Source organism: Vagococcus fluvialis (assembly GCF_003337315.1).
Taxonomy (GTDB): domain Bacteria; phylum Bacillota; class Bacilli; order Lactobacillales; family Vagococcaceae; genus Vagococcus; species Vagococcus fluvialis.
Genome location: NZ_QPJV01000002.1, coordinates 171,048 through 189,493 on the forward strand (window position 1 = coordinate 171,048; position 18,446 = coordinate 189,493).

18 protein-coding genes and 1 riboswitch are annotated in these 18,446 nt (G+C 32.6%); of the genes, 16 read left to right on the forward strand and 2 right to left on the reverse strand.

Annotated elements, in window-relative coordinates:
* The first annotated feature begins 10 nt into the window (after positions 1-10).
* The 11 genes from DFR54_RS02640 to DFR54_RS02690 all read left to right on the forward strand — a co-directional run bounded on the left by DFR54_RS02640 (position 11) and on the right by DFR54_RS02690 (position 12,750).
* On the forward strand, positions 11-1,726 hold the full coding sequence (locus tag DFR54_RS02640; protein ID WP_114288799.1) for an amylo-alpha-1,6-glucosidase: 1,716 nt from the start codon (positions 11-13) through the stop codon (positions 1,724-1,726).
* Positions 1,719-2,591, forward strand: coding sequence for a DMT family transporter (locus tag DFR54_RS02645; RefSeq protein WP_114288800.1), 873 nt, complete (start codon positions 1,719-1,721; stop codon positions 2,589-2,591). Before DFR54_RS02640 ends, DFR54_RS02645 begins: the two co-directional genes overlap by 8 nt.
* 1 nt (position 2,592) lies before the next feature.
* On the forward strand, positions 2,593-3,588 hold the full coding sequence (locus DFR54_RS02650) for a LacI family DNA-binding transcriptional regulator (protein WP_114288801.1): 996 nt from the start codon (positions 2,593-2,595) through the stop codon (positions 3,586-3,588).
* A gap of 77 nt (positions 3,589-3,665) precedes the next feature.
* Positions 3,666-3,983, forward strand: a complete 318-nt coding sequence (locus DFR54_RS02655) for a hypothetical protein (protein ID WP_114288802.1) — start codon at positions 3,666-3,668, stop codon at positions 3,981-3,983.
* Positions 3,984-4,538: 555 nt separating this feature from the next.
* Entirely contained in the window at positions 4,539-6,281 is a 1,743-nt protein-coding gene (locus DFR54_RS02660) for an ABC transporter ATP-binding protein (RefSeq protein WP_114288803.1), read from the forward strand.
* Positions 6,268-8,019, forward strand: a complete 1,752-nt coding sequence (locus DFR54_RS02665; protein WP_114288804.1) for an ABC transporter ATP-binding protein — start codon at positions 6,268-6,270, stop codon at positions 8,017-8,019. The genes DFR54_RS02660 and DFR54_RS02665 overlap by 14 nt, the downstream gene beginning before the upstream one ends.
* A 157-nt stretch (positions 8,020-8,176) precedes the next feature.
* Positions 8,177-8,893 carry an amino acid ABC transporter permease gene (locus DFR54_RS02670; RefSeq protein ID WP_114288805.1) on the forward strand — a complete coding sequence of 239 codons (717 nt, stop codon included), beginning with the start codon at positions 8,177-8,179 and terminating at the stop codon, positions 8,891-8,893.
* Positions 8,886-9,620, forward strand: coding sequence for an amino acid ABC transporter ATP-binding protein (locus DFR54_RS02675; RefSeq protein ID WP_114288806.1), 735 nt, complete (start codon positions 8,886-8,888; stop codon positions 9,618-9,620). The genes DFR54_RS02670 and DFR54_RS02675 overlap by 8 nt, the downstream gene beginning before the upstream one ends.
* An 18-nt stretch (positions 9,621-9,638) precedes the next feature.
* Complete coding sequence (locus DFR54_RS02680; protein ID WP_114288807.1) at positions 9,639-10,511, forward strand: transporter substrate-binding domain-containing protein; 873 nt, start codon at positions 9,639-9,641, stop codon at positions 10,509-10,511.
* Positions 10,512-10,532: 21 nt separating this feature from the next.
* Positions 10,533-11,720, forward strand: a complete 1,188-nt coding sequence (locus DFR54_RS02685; RefSeq protein ID WP_114288808.1) for a M20 family metallopeptidase — start codon at positions 10,533-10,535, stop codon at positions 11,718-11,720.
* A 73-nt stretch (positions 11,721-11,793) separates the two neighbouring features.
* Positions 11,794-12,750, forward strand: a complete 957-nt coding sequence (locus tag DFR54_RS02690; RefSeq protein WP_114288809.1) for a glutathione S-transferase family protein — start codon at positions 11,794-11,796, stop codon at positions 12,748-12,750.
* A 37-nt stretch (positions 12,751-12,787) separates the two neighbouring features.
* On the opposite strand, the gene DFR54_RS02695 is transcribed toward DFR54_RS02690, so the two are convergent.
* Both DFR54_RS02695 and yaaA read right to left on the reverse strand, forming a co-directional pair.
* The gene (locus tag DFR54_RS02695; protein WP_114288810.1) at positions 12,788-13,552 is read right to left on the reverse strand and encodes an AAC(3) family N-acetyltransferase; all 765 of its coding nucleotides are present in this window, start codon (positions 13,550-13,552) and stop codon (positions 12,788-12,790) included.
* Between the two features lie 15 nt (positions 13,553-13,567).
* Complete coding sequence (gene yaaA / locus DFR54_RS02700; RefSeq protein WP_114288811.1) at positions 13,568-14,314, reverse strand: peroxide stress protein YaaA; 747 nt, start codon at positions 14,312-14,314, stop codon at positions 13,568-13,570.
* A gap of 172 nt (positions 14,315-14,486) precedes the next feature.
* A riboswitch (purine riboswitch) is annotated at positions 14,487-14,588 on the forward strand.
* Positions 14,589-14,635: 47 nt separating this feature from the next.
* Between yaaA and DFR54_RS02705 the strand changes: the two genes are divergently transcribed.
* The 5 genes from DFR54_RS02705 (at position 14,636) to DFR54_RS02720 (ending at position 18,407) form a co-directional block, all read left to right on the forward strand.
* Positions 14,636-16,012, forward strand: a complete 1,377-nt coding sequence (locus tag DFR54_RS02705) for an NCS2 family permease (RefSeq protein WP_086341970.1) — start codon at positions 14,636-14,638, stop codon at positions 16,010-16,012.
* Positions 16,013-16,102: 90 nt separating this feature from the next.
* On the forward strand, positions 16,103-17,110 hold the full coding sequence (locus tag DFR54_RS02710; RefSeq protein WP_126808968.1) for a helix-turn-helix transcriptional regulator: 1,008 nt from the start codon (positions 16,103-16,105) through the stop codon (positions 17,108-17,110).
* 344 nt (positions 17,111-17,454) lie between these two features.
* The gene (locus DFR54_RS13335; protein ID WP_227259191.1) at positions 17,455-17,817 is read left to right on the forward strand and encodes a hypothetical protein; all 363 of its coding nucleotides are present in this window, start codon (positions 17,455-17,457) and stop codon (positions 17,815-17,817) included.
* A 23-nt stretch (positions 17,818-17,840) separates the two neighbouring features.
* On the forward strand, positions 17,841-18,032 hold the full coding sequence (locus tag DFR54_RS13340; protein ID WP_227259192.1) for a hypothetical protein: 192 nt from the start codon (positions 17,841-17,843) through the stop codon (positions 18,030-18,032).
* Positions 18,033-18,113: 81 nt separating this feature from the next.
* Entirely contained in the window at positions 18,114-18,407 is a 294-nt protein-coding gene (locus DFR54_RS02720) for a hypothetical protein (protein ID WP_114288813.1), read from the forward strand.
* Positions 18,408-18,446: the final 39 nt, after the last annotated feature.

An 18,446-nucleotide genomic window follows, 5' to 3' on the forward strand; every position in this document is an offset into this window, starting at 1 on the left:
GAGAGAAGAGATGAAACTAGATATTAGGGAAATACCTTTTTCTAGGCGAGGATCTTATTTTGCTATTTCGTATTTAACACAAACTAAAAGTCTATGGATTAGAGATGTGCATGGTGGCGATGAGTCACCTAGCACTCTCTTTGAGCTTTTTATAGATGGTTCTTCAAATATTTATGAGGAAGAATTTTTAAAAAAATACGAAGTGATTGTAAATGAGACAAAACTTGTTATCAAAGAAAAAGTAAGTGATAATCGATTAGAAATAATTTATCCAACTAGTGAGCAATTACGGATAAAAAATCAAGGGTTAAAAGTAACTCTAAAAGCTGATAAGGTACGCTATGATACGTTGAATCAAATAGAGGAAAAGCGATTTGAATATATTTCTTACAAGAAAGAAACCAAATATTTATTAGATTTTTCGACAACGGCTTTTACATTAGAAGCGCCGTGGTACAGAGTTGGAAATGAATTTATTACAATTGATTTAAGCGATAACCAAGAATTATTATTTACCAATTACCAAGTTACACCGACAGAATTTATTCCATTTGAAATGGCATTTGATAGAGAACTAGAAAAAGTACAATCTGAATTTCAAAATTGGCGAGATGGTTTTGGTGGTTATGAACTATATGACAAAGGTTTTGATTTATCTACATATATTATTTGGTCAAGCATCGTTAGAGAAGATGGACTGCTAAGTGGTGAATCTATTTATATGTCTAAAAATTGGATGCAAAATATTTGGAGCTGGGATAATTGTTTTAATGCATTAGGAGTTTCTAAAGTTGAACCTGAGTTAGCGTTTAACCAATTTTTTATTTTTGTTAAACATCAACATGAATCTGGTGTCTATCCTGATTTTATTAATGACAAATTTAGATCATACAATTGTGTAAAACCTCCAATTCATGCTTGGGCATATCAATTATTAATGAATGAAAGTGATTATTTTAAAGAAGTAAATCGCTTGAAACTCATCTATAAGAGTATTGTAAAAACAACTGAATTTTGGTTAACAAGTAGAGTGAAGGAGATAGGAGAACTTCCTTATTACACCCATGGTAATGATTCAGGATGGGATAATGCTAGTATATTTCATGAAGGGTTACCTGTGATTGCTCCTGATTTGACGGCTTATCTAATTCAACAGCTAGACTTATTAAGTGATTGGGCAGAGTTGCTAGATTTAGAAACTGAAAGTAAAAAGTGGAAAGAAATTGCTGACTCTTTAACTGATAAATTAATTAAAGAGTTGTATGACAGTAATAAGAAGCAATTTATAGCTAAATCTATGATGACAGGACGAGAAATTGAACGGTATGATAGTTTGATTTTACAGTTACCAATTGTTATTTCATATCGTTTACCTAAAGTAATAAAAGAGAATTTGATTGAAAATCTAATGAGCCGATTTGAATCTGAATTTGGGTTAACAACAGAATCTTCAAAAAGTTTACTTTATCAAGTCGATGGCTATTGGTTAGGTCCTATATGGGCTCCTGAAACATATATCTTTTTTGATGCGTTACATAGAGCTGGTGAAATTGACATGTCTAAAAGAATTGCTGAAAAGTATTGTTTATTAGGTGAAACAGGTGGTATGGCGGAAAACTACAATCCAGAGACTGGTTCAGGTAATGATGACTTATCATTTACTTGGACATCTAGTGTTTTCTTAAAGTTAAGAGAGTTCGTTTTAAAGGGAAGAAGTCATGAATAGTTATATTGGAAAAATTGGATTAATGTTAGTGGCTATTATCTGGGGGACAGGGTTTGTTGCCAGTGCGCTTGCTTTAGAGAATTATTCGGCATATCAGATTTTAGCAATTCGTTTTACAATAGCATTTTTGGTTCTACTCGTATTGAATATAAAACGGTTAAAAGCTTTATCAGCAAAAACAATCAAACGAGGATCTCTTTTAGGTGTTTTCTTGTTTTTAGCTTTTGCATTTCAAACAGTGGGCTTACAATTCACAACCCCTTCAAAAAATGCTTTTTTAACTGCTGTTAACGTAGTGATTGTTCCATTTTTAGGTTATTTATTATTAAAGAAAAAGCTATCAGTAAAGAGCATAGTAGGTAGTTTTGTTACATTAATCGGAATTGCCTTATTGTCTTTAACTGGTTCAGTAGGAAGTTTTAATTTAGGAGATATCCTTACTTTAATTTGTGCAGTATTTTTTGCCCTTCAAATATTTGTAACAGACCTTTTTGTTAATGAAGAAGAAACTTGGTCTTTGATGCTTTTACAAATGGGAAGTGCTGCGATACTGTCATGGATAACCTTATTTGTAACAGGAGACACATTACCGGTATTAGAATTTAAAAGTTTAATGCCTGTATTGTATCTAGGATTAGTAAGTACGTTACTAGCTTACTTTATTCAAACCGCTTCTCAGAAATATACAACAAGTTCCCAAGCTGCAATAATTTTATCGACAGAAGCCTTTTTTGGGATGATAAGTTCGGTTATAATTTTAAGTGAGAGAGTTTCTATTAATATGCTAGTTGGAGCAGTTTTTATTTTTATAGGTATTTTAATAGTAGAACTAGAGTTCAAATTATTGGTTAAGGGAAGGAGTTAAGATGAAAAAGAAAAAAAATCCCACCATAAAAGATATTGCAGCAATCGCAGATGTTTCTCCGGCTACAGTTTCAAGAGTGCTTAACTATGATACGGCTTTAAATGTACCGAATGAGACGAGAAGACGAGTTTTTGAAGCTGCGGAAGAATTAGAGTACGAATCCCCAGGGGCAAAAAAGAGAAAAAATAAGCAATCTGTTTTCGGATTCTTTAGTACCTATTCAGCAGAAGCAGAGTTAGAGGATGTATACTACTTGGCGGTTCGAGTGGCAGTAGAAAAATATGCAACTATGAATGATATCCAAATAGAGATGATTGACAGAACTTCTAAAAAAGATATTTTAAGTAAAATAGAAGGAGTTTTATGTCTTGGCAGTTTTGAAAATGAGGATGCTGATTGGTTAAAAAATCTAGGTAAACCAGCTGTTTTTGTAGATACCTTTAGAGAGAATGATGACTTTAGTTCTGTACTGATTGATACTCGTCTAGGAACTAAGAAAGCTATGGATTGTCTGCTGGAGAATGGTCATGAAAAAATTGGCTTTATTGGTGGTATAGACATACCGGGGGAAAAAGACACCAGGCAGCTAGTCTTTGAGGAGAGACTTAACAATCTCTCTTTACTAAAAGCAGAGTGGGTTAAATTAGGTCAATACACACCTAAAGATGGTTATAGATTATTTAAGGAGTTAATGACTCAAAAAGAGCGCCCAACTGCAGTTTTTATAGCTAATGATTCTATGGCAGTTGGTTGCTATAAAGCAGCTCATGAACTTGGACTTAGAATTCCTGAGGATATTAGTTTGATTGGTTTTAATGATTTGGCTTCAGCTGAGTTTTTAATCCCTGCCTTAACAACTATCCATCTGCCTATTGATTATTTAGTGGAGGTTGCAACAACTCTTTTAAAACGCTCAATCGAGAAACCTTTACCATATCCAGTAAAAGTTGTTATCCCTCCTCGATTGATTGAGAGAGACAGTATTAGTAAAATATAATAAAAACTGTTGAAATCTTTTGAGACTTCAGCAGTTTTTTTGTTATCATGATAGAATAAACAAAAGGAGTGATAACGATGACTAATGAAACATTGATACAGTTAATGAAAAAAATCGGATCTGATAAAACTTATTTAACAGATGGTTATTACCGAATCAGAGACAATAAATCAGGTCAAAAAGAGCTAGCGTTCTTAAAACCTGATGGCTGTGGTACAACTAGTGTTAATCCGCAAATTACAGTTGAAGAAGTGGATGGAAATTGGCTAGCTGTAAAATTAATGGATATGGGAAATAATTCGACAAAATTTCTTATTAGAGACGACGCGACAAAAGAAGAACTTGATAATGAACTTGAGAAATTAATCAAAAAAATGGAAGAAGCAATTCAATAAATCTTTAAGACTGATAAAAAAATATCAGTCTTTTTTCTTTACCAAAATACGTGTAGTTGCGTTATTTTTATATAGCAAATAAACAAACAATTTCTTATTAATAAACAATTTTTTGATTCGAAATCTAAGTAAACAAATTGTTATATTTCATGTAAAGAAGTTAGAGAAAATGAAAAATAAATTAAATTAAAATTAAAAAAAGACTTTACAAGTTAATTTTTATATAGTAACTTGAAGGAGTTAAGTAAAGAGCATACAAAAAGAAAACGAAGGAAAGGAGAATGACTCATGTTAACTATTAACTTAATCAATCAAAACAATGTAAATAGAAAATGTATGGATCAACTATCTCCTTATTTCAGAGAAATTCAGTAATTAGCAAGGTCTTTTTGTGTAGAAGTCTGTCTAAATAAATGATTTTTTATGAATAAACAAGTGCCAACCGGTAAATTGTGGAGCAGTAGGATTCGACAATTTATGGGTTTTTTTGTGCGCTTTTTTACATAAAAACAGGAGATTTTAGCTCTTGTTTCAGAAGGTGAGGAATAAAAATTTATGTTAAAAACATTTTGGACTTATATTAAAAAACATCCCGTTGTATATGGAATAGCAACTTTTTTTGCATTATTATCATCGGTCTTAGCTATTATGCCAAATTTGATGATTCAACGATTTATTGACGCGATTGTTGATCAAACATTAGCCAAAGAAAATCTTTGGGTCTATCTAATAACTTTTCTAATCAGTATTATTTGTATCTATGTTGTAGATGTGATTTGGGTAATTACTCTATTTGGTCAGTCTTATCGCTATCAATCAGAGTTAAGAAAAAAAGTGTATCAAAAATTATTACACTTAAGAACACCATTTTATGAAAAGTTTCGTTCAGGAGATTTAATGACACGAATGACCAGTGACATTGATTATCTAGGCGATACTATTGGTTACGGCTTTATGTTGATAGTTTCCAATGTAACTTGGACGATTAGTGTCCTAACGATTATGATTATGACAACTTCTTGGAAAGCAGCTTTGGTCAGTGTGTTACCTTTGATCTTATTTGGTTATATTGTCTTTAAATTATGGACAAAAATTGATGTGTTGTATGAAGATAACCGAGACTCTGTGGCGAAATTAAGTAATGAAGTTCTTGAAATGGTTGACGGGGTACGTGTGATGCGTGCTTATGGTAAAAAAGATTTAGAGCAGGAGCGTTTTCAAAAAAGAACGTCGCAAGTTCTGAAAAAAGCTAATAATTTAGTTGTTTATAACGGTGTGATTGCTCAAATTGCTAAGTTACTAACAGGTTTAAGTATGGGAGTCGGTTTAACTTACAGTGGATTTTTAGTCAGCCAAGGGCAAATGACACTAGGTCAGCTAATTGCCTTCCAAATTTATTTAGGTATGTTAAGTGGTGCTGTGTGGGGCTTATCAGATATTGTTTTAGTTTACCAACAAGGAAACGTTTCATTTAGAAAAATAGAAGAGCTATTAACAGCAGAAGATACTTTAGAAAAATCAGGTTCTTTAGTTGTTGAAAAAATTGAGCAAATTGATTTTGAAGACTATATGTTTAAATACCCAACAAGTGAAGCGGTGACTCTAAAAACCATTGATTTTCATTTGGAACGTGGTGAAACTTTAGGAATTGTAGGAAAAACTGGTAGTGGGAAAACGACTTTAGTTAAACAATTACTACGTCAGTATCCAGTAGGTGAAACAGGAGCTATTCGAATTAATGGACGCTTGATTCAAGACTATGACATGAAAGCGTTAGAAGGATTAATTGGATATGTTCCACAAGAACATATTCTGTTTTCTAAAACAGTTGGCCATAATATTCATTTTGGTAATCCATTAGCTGGGGAAGAAGATATGTCTGAAGCTATTGAATCTGCTGACTTTTCAAAAGACTTAGATAGAATGTCAGAAGGTTTAGCTACTTTAATTGGAGAAAAAGGTGTTTCAATTTCTGGTGGACAAAAACAACGTGTCTCAATTGCCAGAGCTTTAATTAGACAACCAGATTTGCTAGTTTTAGATGATTCCCTTTCAGCAGTAGATGCTAAAACTGAGCGAGCAATTATTAATAATATTCAAGAGATTCGCCAAGATAAAACGAATGTGATTGTCACTCACCGTTTATCAGCTGTAGCGGAAGCGGATAAGGTATTAGTTCTTGAAGACGGTAAAATTGTAGAAGCAGGTACACCTAGTGAATTACTAGCAAATAAAGGTTGGTACTACAACCAATACATGACTCAACAAATGGAGGTGAAAGAAAATGAAAACATTTAAACGATTATTAAGTTATTTTAAACATGAACCATTAAAGTATACATTTGGTATTATATTATCCTTTGTCTCAGCTATGACGGCTATTTACGCACCCTTAATTGGTAAAGAGATGATTGATTATGTTTCTTTACAAATCAATGCTCAAGAAGCTGTTGAATTAAGCTTTTTATTTCAAAAATTTGGTTGGTTTATGATAGTGACCTTATTTAGTAGTTTATGTGGTTATGCTAGTTACTTATTGTTATCTTATGCGTCAAATGGCGTAAGTAAAACTCTACGTGACGAAGCCTTTTCTCATATGCAAAAACTACCTATTTCTTACTTTGATGATAAACCAGCTGGAAAAATCTCAGCAAGAATCGTCAATGATGTGGAGTTACTTAGAACCAACTTTTATTTGAACTTTAGTAATATGGTGATTATCAATGTTTTAACAGTTATTGCTATTTATATTGCCTTATTCTTAGTCAGTCCTGAAATTGGAACAGGTTTACTTTTCTTATTGCCATTTTTTGCAATCTGGCAGTGGATTTATATTAAACTAGCCGCACCAATTAATAAAAGATGGCGTGAAAGTGTCAGTGAGCTAAATAGTCACACCGCTGAAATTGTTCAAGGTGTATCCATTGTTCAGCTCTATCACCAAGAAGATAATATGTTAGCAGAATTTGAAGAAACTAATCAAGAATGGCTAGATACAAGAATTAAATCTATTCGACTAGATGGCAGTTTATCATGGGATTTTTCAACATTTATTAAAAATTTAGTGATGTTTGCTGTCCTAATGTTTTTAGGAACTCAATTTGTTGATGGTTTATTAGGCTTTTCTATTGGAACGATTTACGTGATTATTAATTATATCAATCATTTATTTGATCCGATTTTAACCTTAGTTCGAATGATGTCGACATTACAACAGGCTTTATCTGGCGGAAAGCGTGTTTTTGAATTATTAGATGAAGAGGTAGAAGCTGATACAACAAAAGAAATTAATTTTAAGCAAGGTGATGTTGTTTTTAATGATGTTTCCTTTGGATATAATCCTGATGTTCCTGTTTTAAAACATATTAATTTCTCTGCTAAAAAAGGAGAAACAATTGGTTTAGTAGGACATACTGGGTCGGGGAAAAGTTCGATTATTAATTTACTGTTTAGATTTTATGATCCACAAAAAGGACAAGTATTAATTGATAATCAGCCTTTAGTTGATTACAGTCGTGAAAGTATTCGTGACCATATGGGAATTGTATTACAGGAACCCTATTTATTTAGTGGGACTGTGGCAAGTAATGTGAGTATGAATGATCCACGAATAACAGATGAAATGGTGGAAGAGGCTCTTTTAAAAGTTGGTGGCAAAGAGTTAATTGCTAAACTTCCTCAAGGGATTCATGAGCCAGTTGTAGAAAAAGGGCAGTCTTTCTCGTCAGGTGAGAGACAATTAATCGCTTTTGCTAGAACTTTAGCTAGTAATCCTAAAATACTTATTTTAGATGAAGCCACGTCTCACATTGATACAGAAACAGAAGAAATTATTCAACATGCCATGGAAGTTGTAAAAGAAGGGCGAACAACCTTTATTATTGCTCACCGCTTGTCGACTATTCAAAATGCTAATCAAATTTTAGTTTTAGATGAAGGGGAAATCAAAGAGCAAGGAACTCATGAAAGTTTATTAAATATGAATCGATATTACGCTGAGATGTACCGATTACAGGCTCAAGTTTCAGCGAACTAATAAATAAGATTGTGATGTAAGTTTTAAAACTTATATCACAGTCTTATTTTTTTATTTTAATTATTTTTAATAAAACAGTTGCTTTTTCATATTATTTGAATTAATATTCATAACAAAGCGAATAAATGAATAATTAATTCAAAAGGAGGAGAATATTATGAATAATATGTTTTTGTTAGGTGTTGCAATGGATTTTGGAAAAATGATTAAATGGATTCCAACTTTTATTGACGGGATGATAGTAACAGTAGTTTTATCTTTAATGACTGTTTTTCTGGGTTCTATTCTTGGCCTAGTAGCTACATTCTTACAGCAATCTCAAAAAAAAAGTTTAAAAGCAGTAGCGAATATTTATACACAGATTATACGTGGAACACCACTACTAGTTCAGTTATACATTTGGTTATACGGTCTGCCATTAATTGGGATTTCTTTACCAATCTTGCCATTTTTAGGAGATGTTTATGGCTCAAGGGAATTTTTTACAGCAGTTGTTGCTTTATCGATTAATTCAGGTGCTTACATTTGTGAGTTACTTAGGGGAGGACTTGAGTCTATTGATAAAGGACAAATGGAGGCAGGGAGATCTCTTGGGTTAAGTCGCAAAGAAACAATGAAGTCAGTCATTATTCCCCAAGCTATTCGTGTAGTGTTACCTGGTTTGGGAAACGAATTTATAGCTATGATTAAAGAATCATCTATTGTTTCAGTTGTAGGGATTTTTGATGTGATGTATACCAGCAATATTGTTAAGGCTGCAACTTACTCAATATTTGAGCCTTTAATTATTGTGGCGATTATTTATTTTTTCCTAACTTACTCACTAACAGGCATTATGAAACAACTGGAAAAGAGGTTAAGTGTTTATGATTGAGACGATTGATTTAGAAAAAAATTATGATGAATTAGAGGTTTTGAAAGGAATTTCTACAACAATAAAAAAAGGGGAGATAGTGGCGATTATCGGTTCTTCTGGTTCAGGTAAATCAACCTTTCTAAGATGTTTAAATTTAATGGAAAAACCAACTAAAGGAGATGTCTTATTTAAAGAAAAATCTCTTATTAAAGCAAGTAAAAAAGAATCAGAAGTTGATTTATTACGTCAGGAAATAGGAATGGTATTCCAACACTTTAACTTATTTCCTAATATGACTGTTTTAGAAAATATCACGTTAGCTCCATTGAAATTAAAAAATAAGACAAAAAGTGAAGCTATTGATGAAGCAGAAGAATTGTTAAAAAAAGTTGGTTTACTAGATAAAAGAGATGTTTATCCAAATAAGTTATCAGGTGGTCAAAAACAACGGGTAGCCATTGCTAGAAGTTTGGCAATGAAACCAGAAGTAATGCTTTTTGACGAACCAACATCAGCCCTTGACCCAGAAATGGTAAAAGAAGTATTGCTCGTTATTCAAGAGTTAGCAGAAAGTGGTTTAACAACAGTGATTGTGACTCATGAAATGAATTTTGCTAAAAAAATTGCAACTCGTGTTTTATTTATTGATAAAGGTGTCATTGTTGAGGAGGGAACACCAGAAGAAATTTTTACTCAACCCAAAAAACAAAGAACGAAAGACTTTTTAGAGCAAATTACTTTTTAAAAAATGGAGGCGTTAATAATGAAAAAACAAATGAAAAAAATGATGAAAATCGGTTTGTTAAGCGTAGTTACTATTTCTCTTTTAGCTGCGTGCGGTAAAAGTGAAGGGAAAGACTCGGCTGAAGAGGGGCAATTGGGTAAAATAAAAGCTGCAGGAAAGTTAGTTTTAGGAACCTCACCTGATTTTCCACCTGCTGAATTTTACATATTAAAAGATGGAAAAAAAGAAATCGTTGGAAGTGATGTGGCGTTAGCTCAGGCAATTGCTGATGAGATAGGTGTTAAATTGGAAATTAAACCTACAGATTTTAATGGTGTACTGGCTAATATGCAAACAGGAAGTATTGACCTAGGGATTGCCTCTTTTGTGGGAACTGATGAAAGAAGCCAGGTCATGGATTTCTCAGAAGGATATCAACAAGAAGTTTCAGATGGTTTTCAAGGGTTATTAATGAAAAAAGAAACAGCAAAAAAATACAAGTCACTAGATGACATAAAGGCTGCTAAATTAATGGTAGGTGCACAAGCAGCATCGATTCAATATGAACTAGCAACTACTTTAACAACGGAGAAAAAAATCAAACAATTTGGTACAATGGATGCCGCTTTTCTAGCGTTAAATTCAGGAGATGTGGATGCTTTGACAGTATCTACCTCAAGTGCTGAACCAATGTTAGAAAGTTTTCCAGATTTAGAAATATTGCCTCAAGAAGCTTTTGATTTAGATACAAATAATAAATATTCCAAAAGTGTAGTTGGTTTTCCAAAAGGAAATGATAATGAAGCGCTGATTAAATTAGCTAACAAAGTGATAAAAGAAAACTTAGATAATGGGAATTTAGCTAAGTGGAAAGAAGAGTACAAAAAAATGTCTGTCGACGCTGTTGAATAAAATAAAAAGGAGCAGGAAAAAATGAAGGCAAAAGAAATAATGATACAAAAAATAGAATCTAATATTGAAACTTATATGGAGTTAGTTCAAACTATGTACAACAACCCAGAAATAGGAAATGAAGAATTTGAAACCATGAAACTGTTAGTTGATTACTTAGATAAAGTTGGCTTTAAAACGACTTCGGGATATGTAGTACCAACGGGATTTTTAGGAGAATACGATACGGGAAAAGAGGGTCCGACAATTGCGGTGATGTGTGAGTATGATGCGTTACCAGAAGTGGGACATGGTTGTGGGCATAATTTAATTGCTGGGATTGGTGTGGCTACAGGTGAAGCTGTCAAAGAAATTATCGATCAATTCGGCGGAAAGCTATTAGTTGTTGGAACTCCTGCTGAGGAAAATTTTGGTGGCAAGGTAAGTATGTCAGAAGCTGGTGTCTTTGATGAGGTAGATGTAGCTTTAATGGTTCATCCTGGCAGTAAGAATGGTGTAGGGGGACGTTCCACTGCATTAAATCCAATTAAATTTGAATTTTTTGGAACTAATGCTCATGCTTGTAAACCTCAGCAAGGAGCGTCTGCTTTAGATGCTGCTGTTATGAGTTATTTACAAATTAATTTACTTCGTCAGTTTGTTAATCAAAATACTTTTATTCATGGTGTTATTAAAGATGGGGGAGAGGCAGCAAATGTGATCCCTGCTTATGCTTCATTAGAATACTATTTCAGAGCTCCTACAATGAGTTATGCAAAAGAAGTGACTGAAAAAGCGATTCAAGCAGTTGATGCGATTTGTAAAGCCAATAACGTAACCTATAAAACCTCTACTTATGAATGTCCTTATGAAGACACAGTTATCAATTATAAATTAGCTGATATTTTAACTGAAAAGTATACTGAATTAGGTGTTGAAAATATTTATCCAGTGGAAGAAATTGCGGGCGGTTCAACAGATGTTGGAGCTGTTAGTTATCGCTGTCCAACAATCCAAGGAAACATAAAGATTTGCGGTGAGGAAGTTAGTGGTCATACAGTTGAAATGGCGCAAGCAACTATTTCAAAAGATGGAGAAAAAGGACTAATTAAAGCCTCTCAAGGACTTGCTTTGACTATTTTAGAGCTACTAGAAAATCCTGCTTTATTAGCTGAGGTTAAACAAGAGTTTAAAGAAACTGTGGGAAAAAATTATGATAACTTTACGTAAGCAGTTTAATTGCTGAACCAATTGCCAATCAAGTATACTGTTGTTAACTTACTTTTTAGAAGGAGATAACGATATGGGATTATTAGTAGATGGAGTTTGGCATAATGAATGGTATGATACAAAATCAACTGGTGGACGTTTTGTTAGAAAAGAGTCTCAATTTAGAAATTGGGTAACAGCTGATGGCAGTGCTGGTCCAACTGGGGAAGCTGGTTTTAAAGCAGAACCTGGACGTTATCATTTATATATTTCTTATGCATGTCCTTGGGCTAGCCGAGCACTTATTATGCGTAAATTAAAAGGATTAGAAGAGATGATTTCACTTTCAGTGGTTAATCACTATATGGGAGAGAATGGTTGGACTTTTGCTGAAGGTAAAGACATGATTCCAGATCCAGTTATCAACGCTCAATTTATGTATCAAATTTATACACACGTAGACTCTGAGTATACAGGTCGTGTGACAGTACCGGTTTTATATGACAAAAAAACTAATAAAATTGTAAACAATGAATCATCAGAAATTATGCGTATGCTAAATACTGCTTTTGATGAAGTTGGGGCAACTCCAGGAGACTATTATCCAGAACATTTAAGTGATGAAATTGATGAGATGAATGAGTTGGTCTATCATAAAATCAATAATGGTGTTTATAAAGCAGGATTTGCGACTGAGCAAGTTGTCTATGATGAGGAAGTTCAAAGTTTGTTTAACGCTTTAGATGAATTAGAAAGTCTATTAGCAAACAAAAAATATCTTGTAGGAGATATGTTAACCGAAGCTGACTGGCGTTTATTCGTTACTTTAGTCAGATTTGATACAGCTTACTATGGTCACTTCAAGTGTAATATAAGAGAGTTAAGAGAATACCCAAATTTATGGCGCTATACAAGAGAGCTTTATAATTATCCGGGAATTAAAGAAACAGTTAATTTTTATCATATTAAACATCATTATTATGAAAGCCATCCAACAGTTAACCCAACAGGCATCGTACCAAAAGGGCCAGAACTGGACTGGAGTATATAAAAAAAGTCAGACAAGAGGTTTATCTTGTCTGACTTTTTTAGGTTCTTGGTCTTGGATCAGTAAAGTAGAGAATATCTTCTCTGTATTTAATTAGTGCCTTTTGCCACATGGCTTGGGTATTAATAACGCAAGTATCTCCGTTTAATACTTTACCAGTCGTATAGTCTGTATCTTTATCTAAAATATCCAAGACTCTGTCATAACGCTGTTCAAAACCATTAAAGTCATGACGTAAAACATTCATTTGAATTGTTTCCCCGTCCTCTTTGATAATGTCATATTCATAGTTTTCAGTAAACAAATACTCTGGTAAAACCATTTCTTCAACGGCATGCATAGTTGTATTTCTCTGGAAAGGAGCCCCAAGCATAACGATTTTTCCGCCTCTTCGGTATGCCTCGCTTAAGGGCGAGTTAACGCCAACAGGTGAATGATCTTTGTAGTGGTGTTTTGTAAATTCCTCAGCATCTTTTCCCCAAACAGCTAAACTATGAGTTGGATGTAGACTTCTAAAAACATCACTAGATAAGCGCATGGTCTCAGGAATAATCCCAATGCAAACAGGTGTATTTAAGGCATCAAACACAGGAGTATCAATGTCCACATTTTTGTAACTAAAGGTTGGGATAATTAATGTTCCTTCAGAAACAGTTTCTTTTAAAGCTTCAATGACAGCTTCTGGACCACCTTCAATTTGATCTTCACCACGTAAACCATTATAAGATGAATGGACTACAATGATATCATCTTTTTTTACGCCAAGGTGACGTAAATCTTGAATAATTTGTTTTGGATTTAGCATAATTTTATTCTCCTTTTATTCTTCATAAAGAAAAACGATTTTTGATAAATCAGAATGTTCTTTAGAATATTTATAGTGAGGATGATCAAAGTTTTTTACTTCCTCAATAGTTGTTACATTGTTTTCAGCTAAATAGCGAACCATTTCGCCACGAGCCATTTTAGCTAATGTTGCTTTAACTTTTAATTTTCCATCTATTATATGAGAAAAACTGACTTCTATTAATTGGTCTTCAGGTTTTAAATAAGGTGTTAAACACTTAGAATATTCTTTTGAAGCAAGATTAATGACAGGTCCTTTATCAAACTCTAAAGCTTCGTAAAGTTTTTTGTTCCAAAACGTGTAAAGGTTTTTGGATTTTTCTACAGGTAGTGGAGCTTGCATTTCAAGACGGTAGGGAATAATACCATCGAATGGTTTTAAGATACCGTAAAAACCTGAAAGAATGCGCACATGATTTTGTAGATAATCTAGTGCAGGCTCTGTGAATAAATCTGGAGCCATATATTGATACTGCAATCCTTTGTAACTCATTATTGCAGGTGAAGTAGCCTTTTTTAAATCAGCATTTTTAATACGTGTGTAGTTTTCCTCAGCAAGTTTATCATTACATTTCCATAATTTTTTAGCTTCATCATAAGAAAGTTTTTGTAAAGCTTTTAAAATTAAATCAGTATCATTTAAAAAAGTAGGCTGACTTTTAGGATAGAAAAAATCCTGTTCATCAGTCATTTGTTTTGTGGGAGAAATAATAATTTTCATAGATTACCGGCCTTTCTTTATTATCTTTATTCTAGCTTAATCAAACAATAAAAGAAAGAAAAGGGATGTTAAAAAAAAGAAAGAAGCTAGTTTGAATAAAATGTTAACTATTTTGTTGATTATAAATAAATTCGTTCGCTTTTTAGATTGAAAAATAACAAAAAAATTGTTATGATAGCTTGGTAAGAAAACTCATATAATTTCAGAAATATGGTCTGAAAGTTTCTACAAGTTACCCGTAAAGTAACTTACTATGGCAAAGGTATTGTTTTTCCTTCTGCCATCAACATGGATTTTCATAAAAAGAAGGAGAAGTGACAAATGAAAAAGAAATTAGATCAATTTTTTGGTATCACAGCATCAGGTTCAACTATCAAACGTGAATTAACAGGTGGGTTAACAGCATACTTAGCCATGTCTTATGTTATTTTTGTTAACCCGATTATTTTAGGACAAGCAGGTATGCCACAAGATGCGGTCTTTATGTCGACGATTATTTCTTCGGCAGTAGCGATGTTAATTATGGGACTTTGGGCGAGATTCCCTTTAGGACTTGCTCCATGTATGTCGATGAATGCTTTTTTTGCCTACTCAGTTGTTTTACAAATGGGAAAAACATGGCAAGAGGCATTAGCTAGTGTATTAGTTGCTTCGGTTTTATTTTTAATTTTAGCTTTATCAGGTGCTAGGTCAAAAATTATTAAAGCTATTCCAATGACGGTTAAACATGCGGGAACAGTTGGATTAGGAATTTTTATTGCCTTTGTAAGTTTTAAAAATTCAGGTATTATTGTTCCTGATGAAGGAATGTTTATTACTTTTGGAGGATTCCACAATCCTAATGTTATTATTGCTTTCTTTGGTATTATTACAGCAGCTTTCTTTTTAGTTCGTAAAAATCAATATGCTGTCTTTTTAGGAATGATTGGTGCAGCTTTATGTGGTTTGTTCATTCGTTTTGGTGCATCAATGGATTGGTTTAATTTAAGTCAAGAGGTCTTAGCGACATTACCGCAACTGCCACAAGGCTCTCCAGTTGTGTTACCAGTTGAGCCGATGAATGCTATGATGAATGAAACATTTATGGTAGCAGTTAAAAACTTAGACAAAATGCTGTCATTAGATTCAATTATTGTTATTTTAACTTTTTTATTTTTGGATTTCTTTGGAACAGCGACAACTCTTTCAGCAGCTGCTACTCAAGTGTCAGATATTAAACGTGAAAACTTTGAAGATAACAAACGTATTTACAGTGCGGATGCTTTAGGAACTTTCTTTGGTTCTTTATTTGGTACATCAAGTTTATCTACTTATATTGAGTCAGTATCAGGTATTATTGCTGGTGCAAGAACTGGTTTAATGAGTGTCGTAGTAGCAATTTTATTCTTACTATCAGCATTTTTCTACCCAATGTTATCTCTTGTAACAGCAGCGGTAACAACACCAGCTATGGTTGTCATTGGTATTTTTATGATGCAAAATATTACGAAAATCAAATGGGATGAAGGATTTGAGGATATCATTCCAGCCTTTTTAACAATTGTCATGATGCCTTTAACTGGTTCAATCGCTTTAGGTCTAGTGCTAGGGTTCTTATCTTATGAAGTCTGTATGATTTTTGCAGGGCGTACAAAAGAAATTCCAAAAGTTATGCATTTTATTACGATTATCTCAATTGCTTATTTATTTACAGTATAAGAGTAAAATTATTTACAAAGCTCATCAATTAATTTTGATGGGCTTTTGTTTTATCTCCCTTATAATGAGAAAGAGAAGAAGTAAAAGAAGTTGTACCAAAATTTGAACGCTCAGCAGAGATTGCTACTTATATTCATGAGATTAATGAGTGGTAAAAAAGTAAATAAATATGAACTAATGGAAAAGTTTGATAAGAAGGAATCAACTGTCCAAAGAGATATTGCTAAAATTGAAAGTTTATTAGAAGATGAAGTTTACGGTATGGTACCAAAAGATAAAATGAGAATTGAGAGAGATGGAAAAGGAAATTACCAGCTCCTCAAAGAAAATGGTCATTTACTTAACAATGAACTAACAGATATGGAAATTTTAATGGTTCTAAAAATTCTAGTATCAACTCGTATTATGATTCAAAGTGAGATGAAAAATATTACTTCTAAATTGATTGGTTTAAGTAATAATCAAGGTAGATTAAAAAAAGCAATTGCGAATGAGTTATTGCATTATAAAGAGATTTCTGATGAAGCATTGACAGATAAAGTTACGTTGATTAGTGATGCAATTGTGAATAACCAATTAGTTGAATTTGAATACACTAAAAATAATGAAACAAAAACCTTTCAACGGATTCCATCAAGCATTTATTTTTCAGATCTTTATTTTTTTATGATTTCAGCGTCTGAAACTGCTCAAGATGACCGAGAGTTTGAGATGCTAAATAAGTTTAGAATTAATAACATGAAAAATCTAAGAGTATTATCTTCTAATCATAAAACGAAATACATAGATAAATTTGAAGCAGGTATTTTAAGAAACCAAACTAATTTACCTTTTTTAGGGAATCCTATAAAGATGGTGATTGATTTTTATTATGACCCTGTTTATGTCTTGAACAGATTTCCAAATGCGAAGATTATAAAAGTTAATGAGGATGACAGTTTTCGGATTGAGATGAATGTGAATGATGGTTATGGAACTAAAATGTGGTTATCCAGTCAAAGTCATATGGTTAAAGTAATTTCACCAAAACACATGAGAGATTATTTGATACAGGATATGTTAGAAACTTTAAAATTATATGAAATAGAATTATTATAACTTTTGTTATTAGACGGTCATATAATGACTGCCGCATAAGATATAATATAGCTAACTATAAAAAATTATAGGTTGTTATTAAATAACTCATTAACTACTTAAAAATATCTTTTAAAATTGAGAGATTGATTCCCCATTAATCTAAACTGATTTTATCTGATTAAGTTATTCCCACAAATACTTAATCAGGATATCAATAAGTACTAGATGGTTATTTGAAACAAGAATAGAAAAGATAAAGCCTTTCATCTAAAAGCTGATAAAAGGCTTGTTTTTTTGTGTACATATTATCTGAAAGTCGCTATACTACAGGTTATATGAATCTAAAAGGATGTTAGGGATTAATGATACAAAAACAAAATAATGTAATGATATTAACTTTGTGCGCTTTGGCAATTTGTTTAAATGTCGCAGTTGGCTCATTGATGACACATTTACAAATGCCATTTTTATTTTTAGATGCAATTGGTACGATTTTTATTGCTTTTAATTTTTCTTTGAAATACGCAATTTTAACAGGGCTTTCCACAAATTTATTACTAGCAGTTCTTTTTGGACCACTAGCAATTCCTTTTAGTTTGGTTAGTATGACAGTAGCCCTAGTTGCAAATCTTTGTGCTAAAAAAGAAGTAACTTATGAAAGAGCAATAATCATTGGTATTTTACTTGCAGCAATCGGTGCTTTAGTTAGGCACCTATTAGGGTAGTATTATTTGGAGGCTTTGAAGGCTTGCAAAGAAAGCCTAGTGATTTATTAGTCATTACATTGAAAGCATCAGGTAGAAAACTTCTAATTGCTTCTTATTGGGGAGCTTTTACTGATAGCTTTTTTGATAAGATATTTTCTTGTTTATTAGTTGTGTGGTTAGGAAAAAGACCACAACTTAAGCGCTACTTTGCTTTAAATAAAAATAGCCTTTAAAGGGTATTTTTTAACTTTATTTTGTAAGCGTATTCAAAAGTGCTATACTTTTATTAATAGAAGAAAATAGGAGGCTAAAGAATGACAAAAAAAGAACGACTTGCATTTGTTAAGAAGAAATCAAAACAAAAGAGGTTTATTATGGAATTTTGTAAACCATTTAGTTTAGAATTATTTGATGAGGATCCTTTATTGAAAAAAGAACTTAATGTTGTACTTTTCAATGAGGAGCAAACGAAGCTTGAATTGTTCTTAAGAGATGGGATAAGTGTTGAACTGGTGGCTCAGCATATGGAAAAAACATTAGGTATCTCAGTTGATGGAATCCGTACAATAGAAAAGGGAAATAGTATTTCTAATTTACTTTTAGCATAAATACAAAGATTGAGGCGAATACTTTGTTGTATTTGACCT

Bases quoted from the DNA above. Each gene is read 5' to 3' on its own strand.
- DFR54_RS02640 (WP_114288799.1), top strand. From the start codon at position 11: ATGAAACTAGATATTAGGGAAATACCTTTTTCTAGGCGAGGATCTTAT.
- DFR54_RS02645 (WP_114288800.1), top strand. From the start codon at position 1,719: ATGAATAGTTATATTGGAAAAATTGGATTAATGTTAGTGGCTATTATC.
- DFR54_RS02650 (WP_114288801.1), top strand. From the start codon at position 2,593: ATGAAAAAGAAAAAAAATCCCACCATAAAAGATATTGCAGCAATCGCA.
- DFR54_RS02655 (WP_114288802.1), top strand. From the start codon at position 3,666: ATGACTAATGAAACATTGATACAGTTAATGAAAAAAATCGGATCTGAT.
- DFR54_RS02660 (WP_114288803.1), top strand. From the start codon at position 4,539: ATGTTAAAAACATTTTGGACTTATATTAAAAAACATCCCGTTGTATAT.
- DFR54_RS02665 (WP_114288804.1), top strand. From the start codon at position 6,268: ATGAAAACATTTAAACGATTATTAAGTTATTTTAAACATGAACCATTA.
- DFR54_RS02670 (WP_114288805.1), top strand. From the start codon at position 8,177: ATGAATAATATGTTTTTGTTAGGTGTTGCAATGGATTTTGGAAAAATG.
- DFR54_RS02675 (WP_114288806.1), top strand. From the start codon at position 8,886: ATGATTGAGACGATTGATTTAGAAAAAAATTATGATGAATTAGAGGTT.
- DFR54_RS02680 (WP_114288807.1), top strand. From the start codon at position 9,639: ATGAAAAAACAAATGAAAAAAATGATGAAAATCGGTTTGTTAAGCGTA.
- DFR54_RS02685 (WP_114288808.1), top strand. From the start codon at position 10,533: ATGAAGGCAAAAGAAATAATGATACAAAAAATAGAATCTAATATTGAA.
- DFR54_RS02690 (WP_114288809.1), top strand. From the start codon at position 11,794: ATGGGATTATTAGTAGATGGAGTTTGGCATAATGAATGGTATGATACA.
- DFR54_RS02695 (WP_114288810.1), bottom strand. From the start codon at position 13,552: ATGCTAAATCCAAAACAAATTATTCAAGATTTACGTCACCTTGGCGTA.
- yaaA (WP_114288811.1), bottom strand. From the start codon at position 14,314: ATGAAAATTATTATTTCTCCCACAAAACAAATGACTGATGAACAGGAT.
- DFR54_RS02705 (WP_086341970.1), top strand. From the start codon at position 14,636: ATGAAAAAGAAATTAGATCAATTTTTTGGTATCACAGCATCAGGTTCA.
- DFR54_RS13335 (WP_227259191.1), top strand. From the start codon at position 17,455: ATGATACAAAAACAAAATAATGTAATGATATTAACTTTGTGCGCTTTG.
- DFR54_RS02720 (WP_114288813.1), top strand. From the start codon at position 18,114: ATGACAAAAAAAGAACGACTTGCATTTGTTAAGAAGAAATCAAAACAA.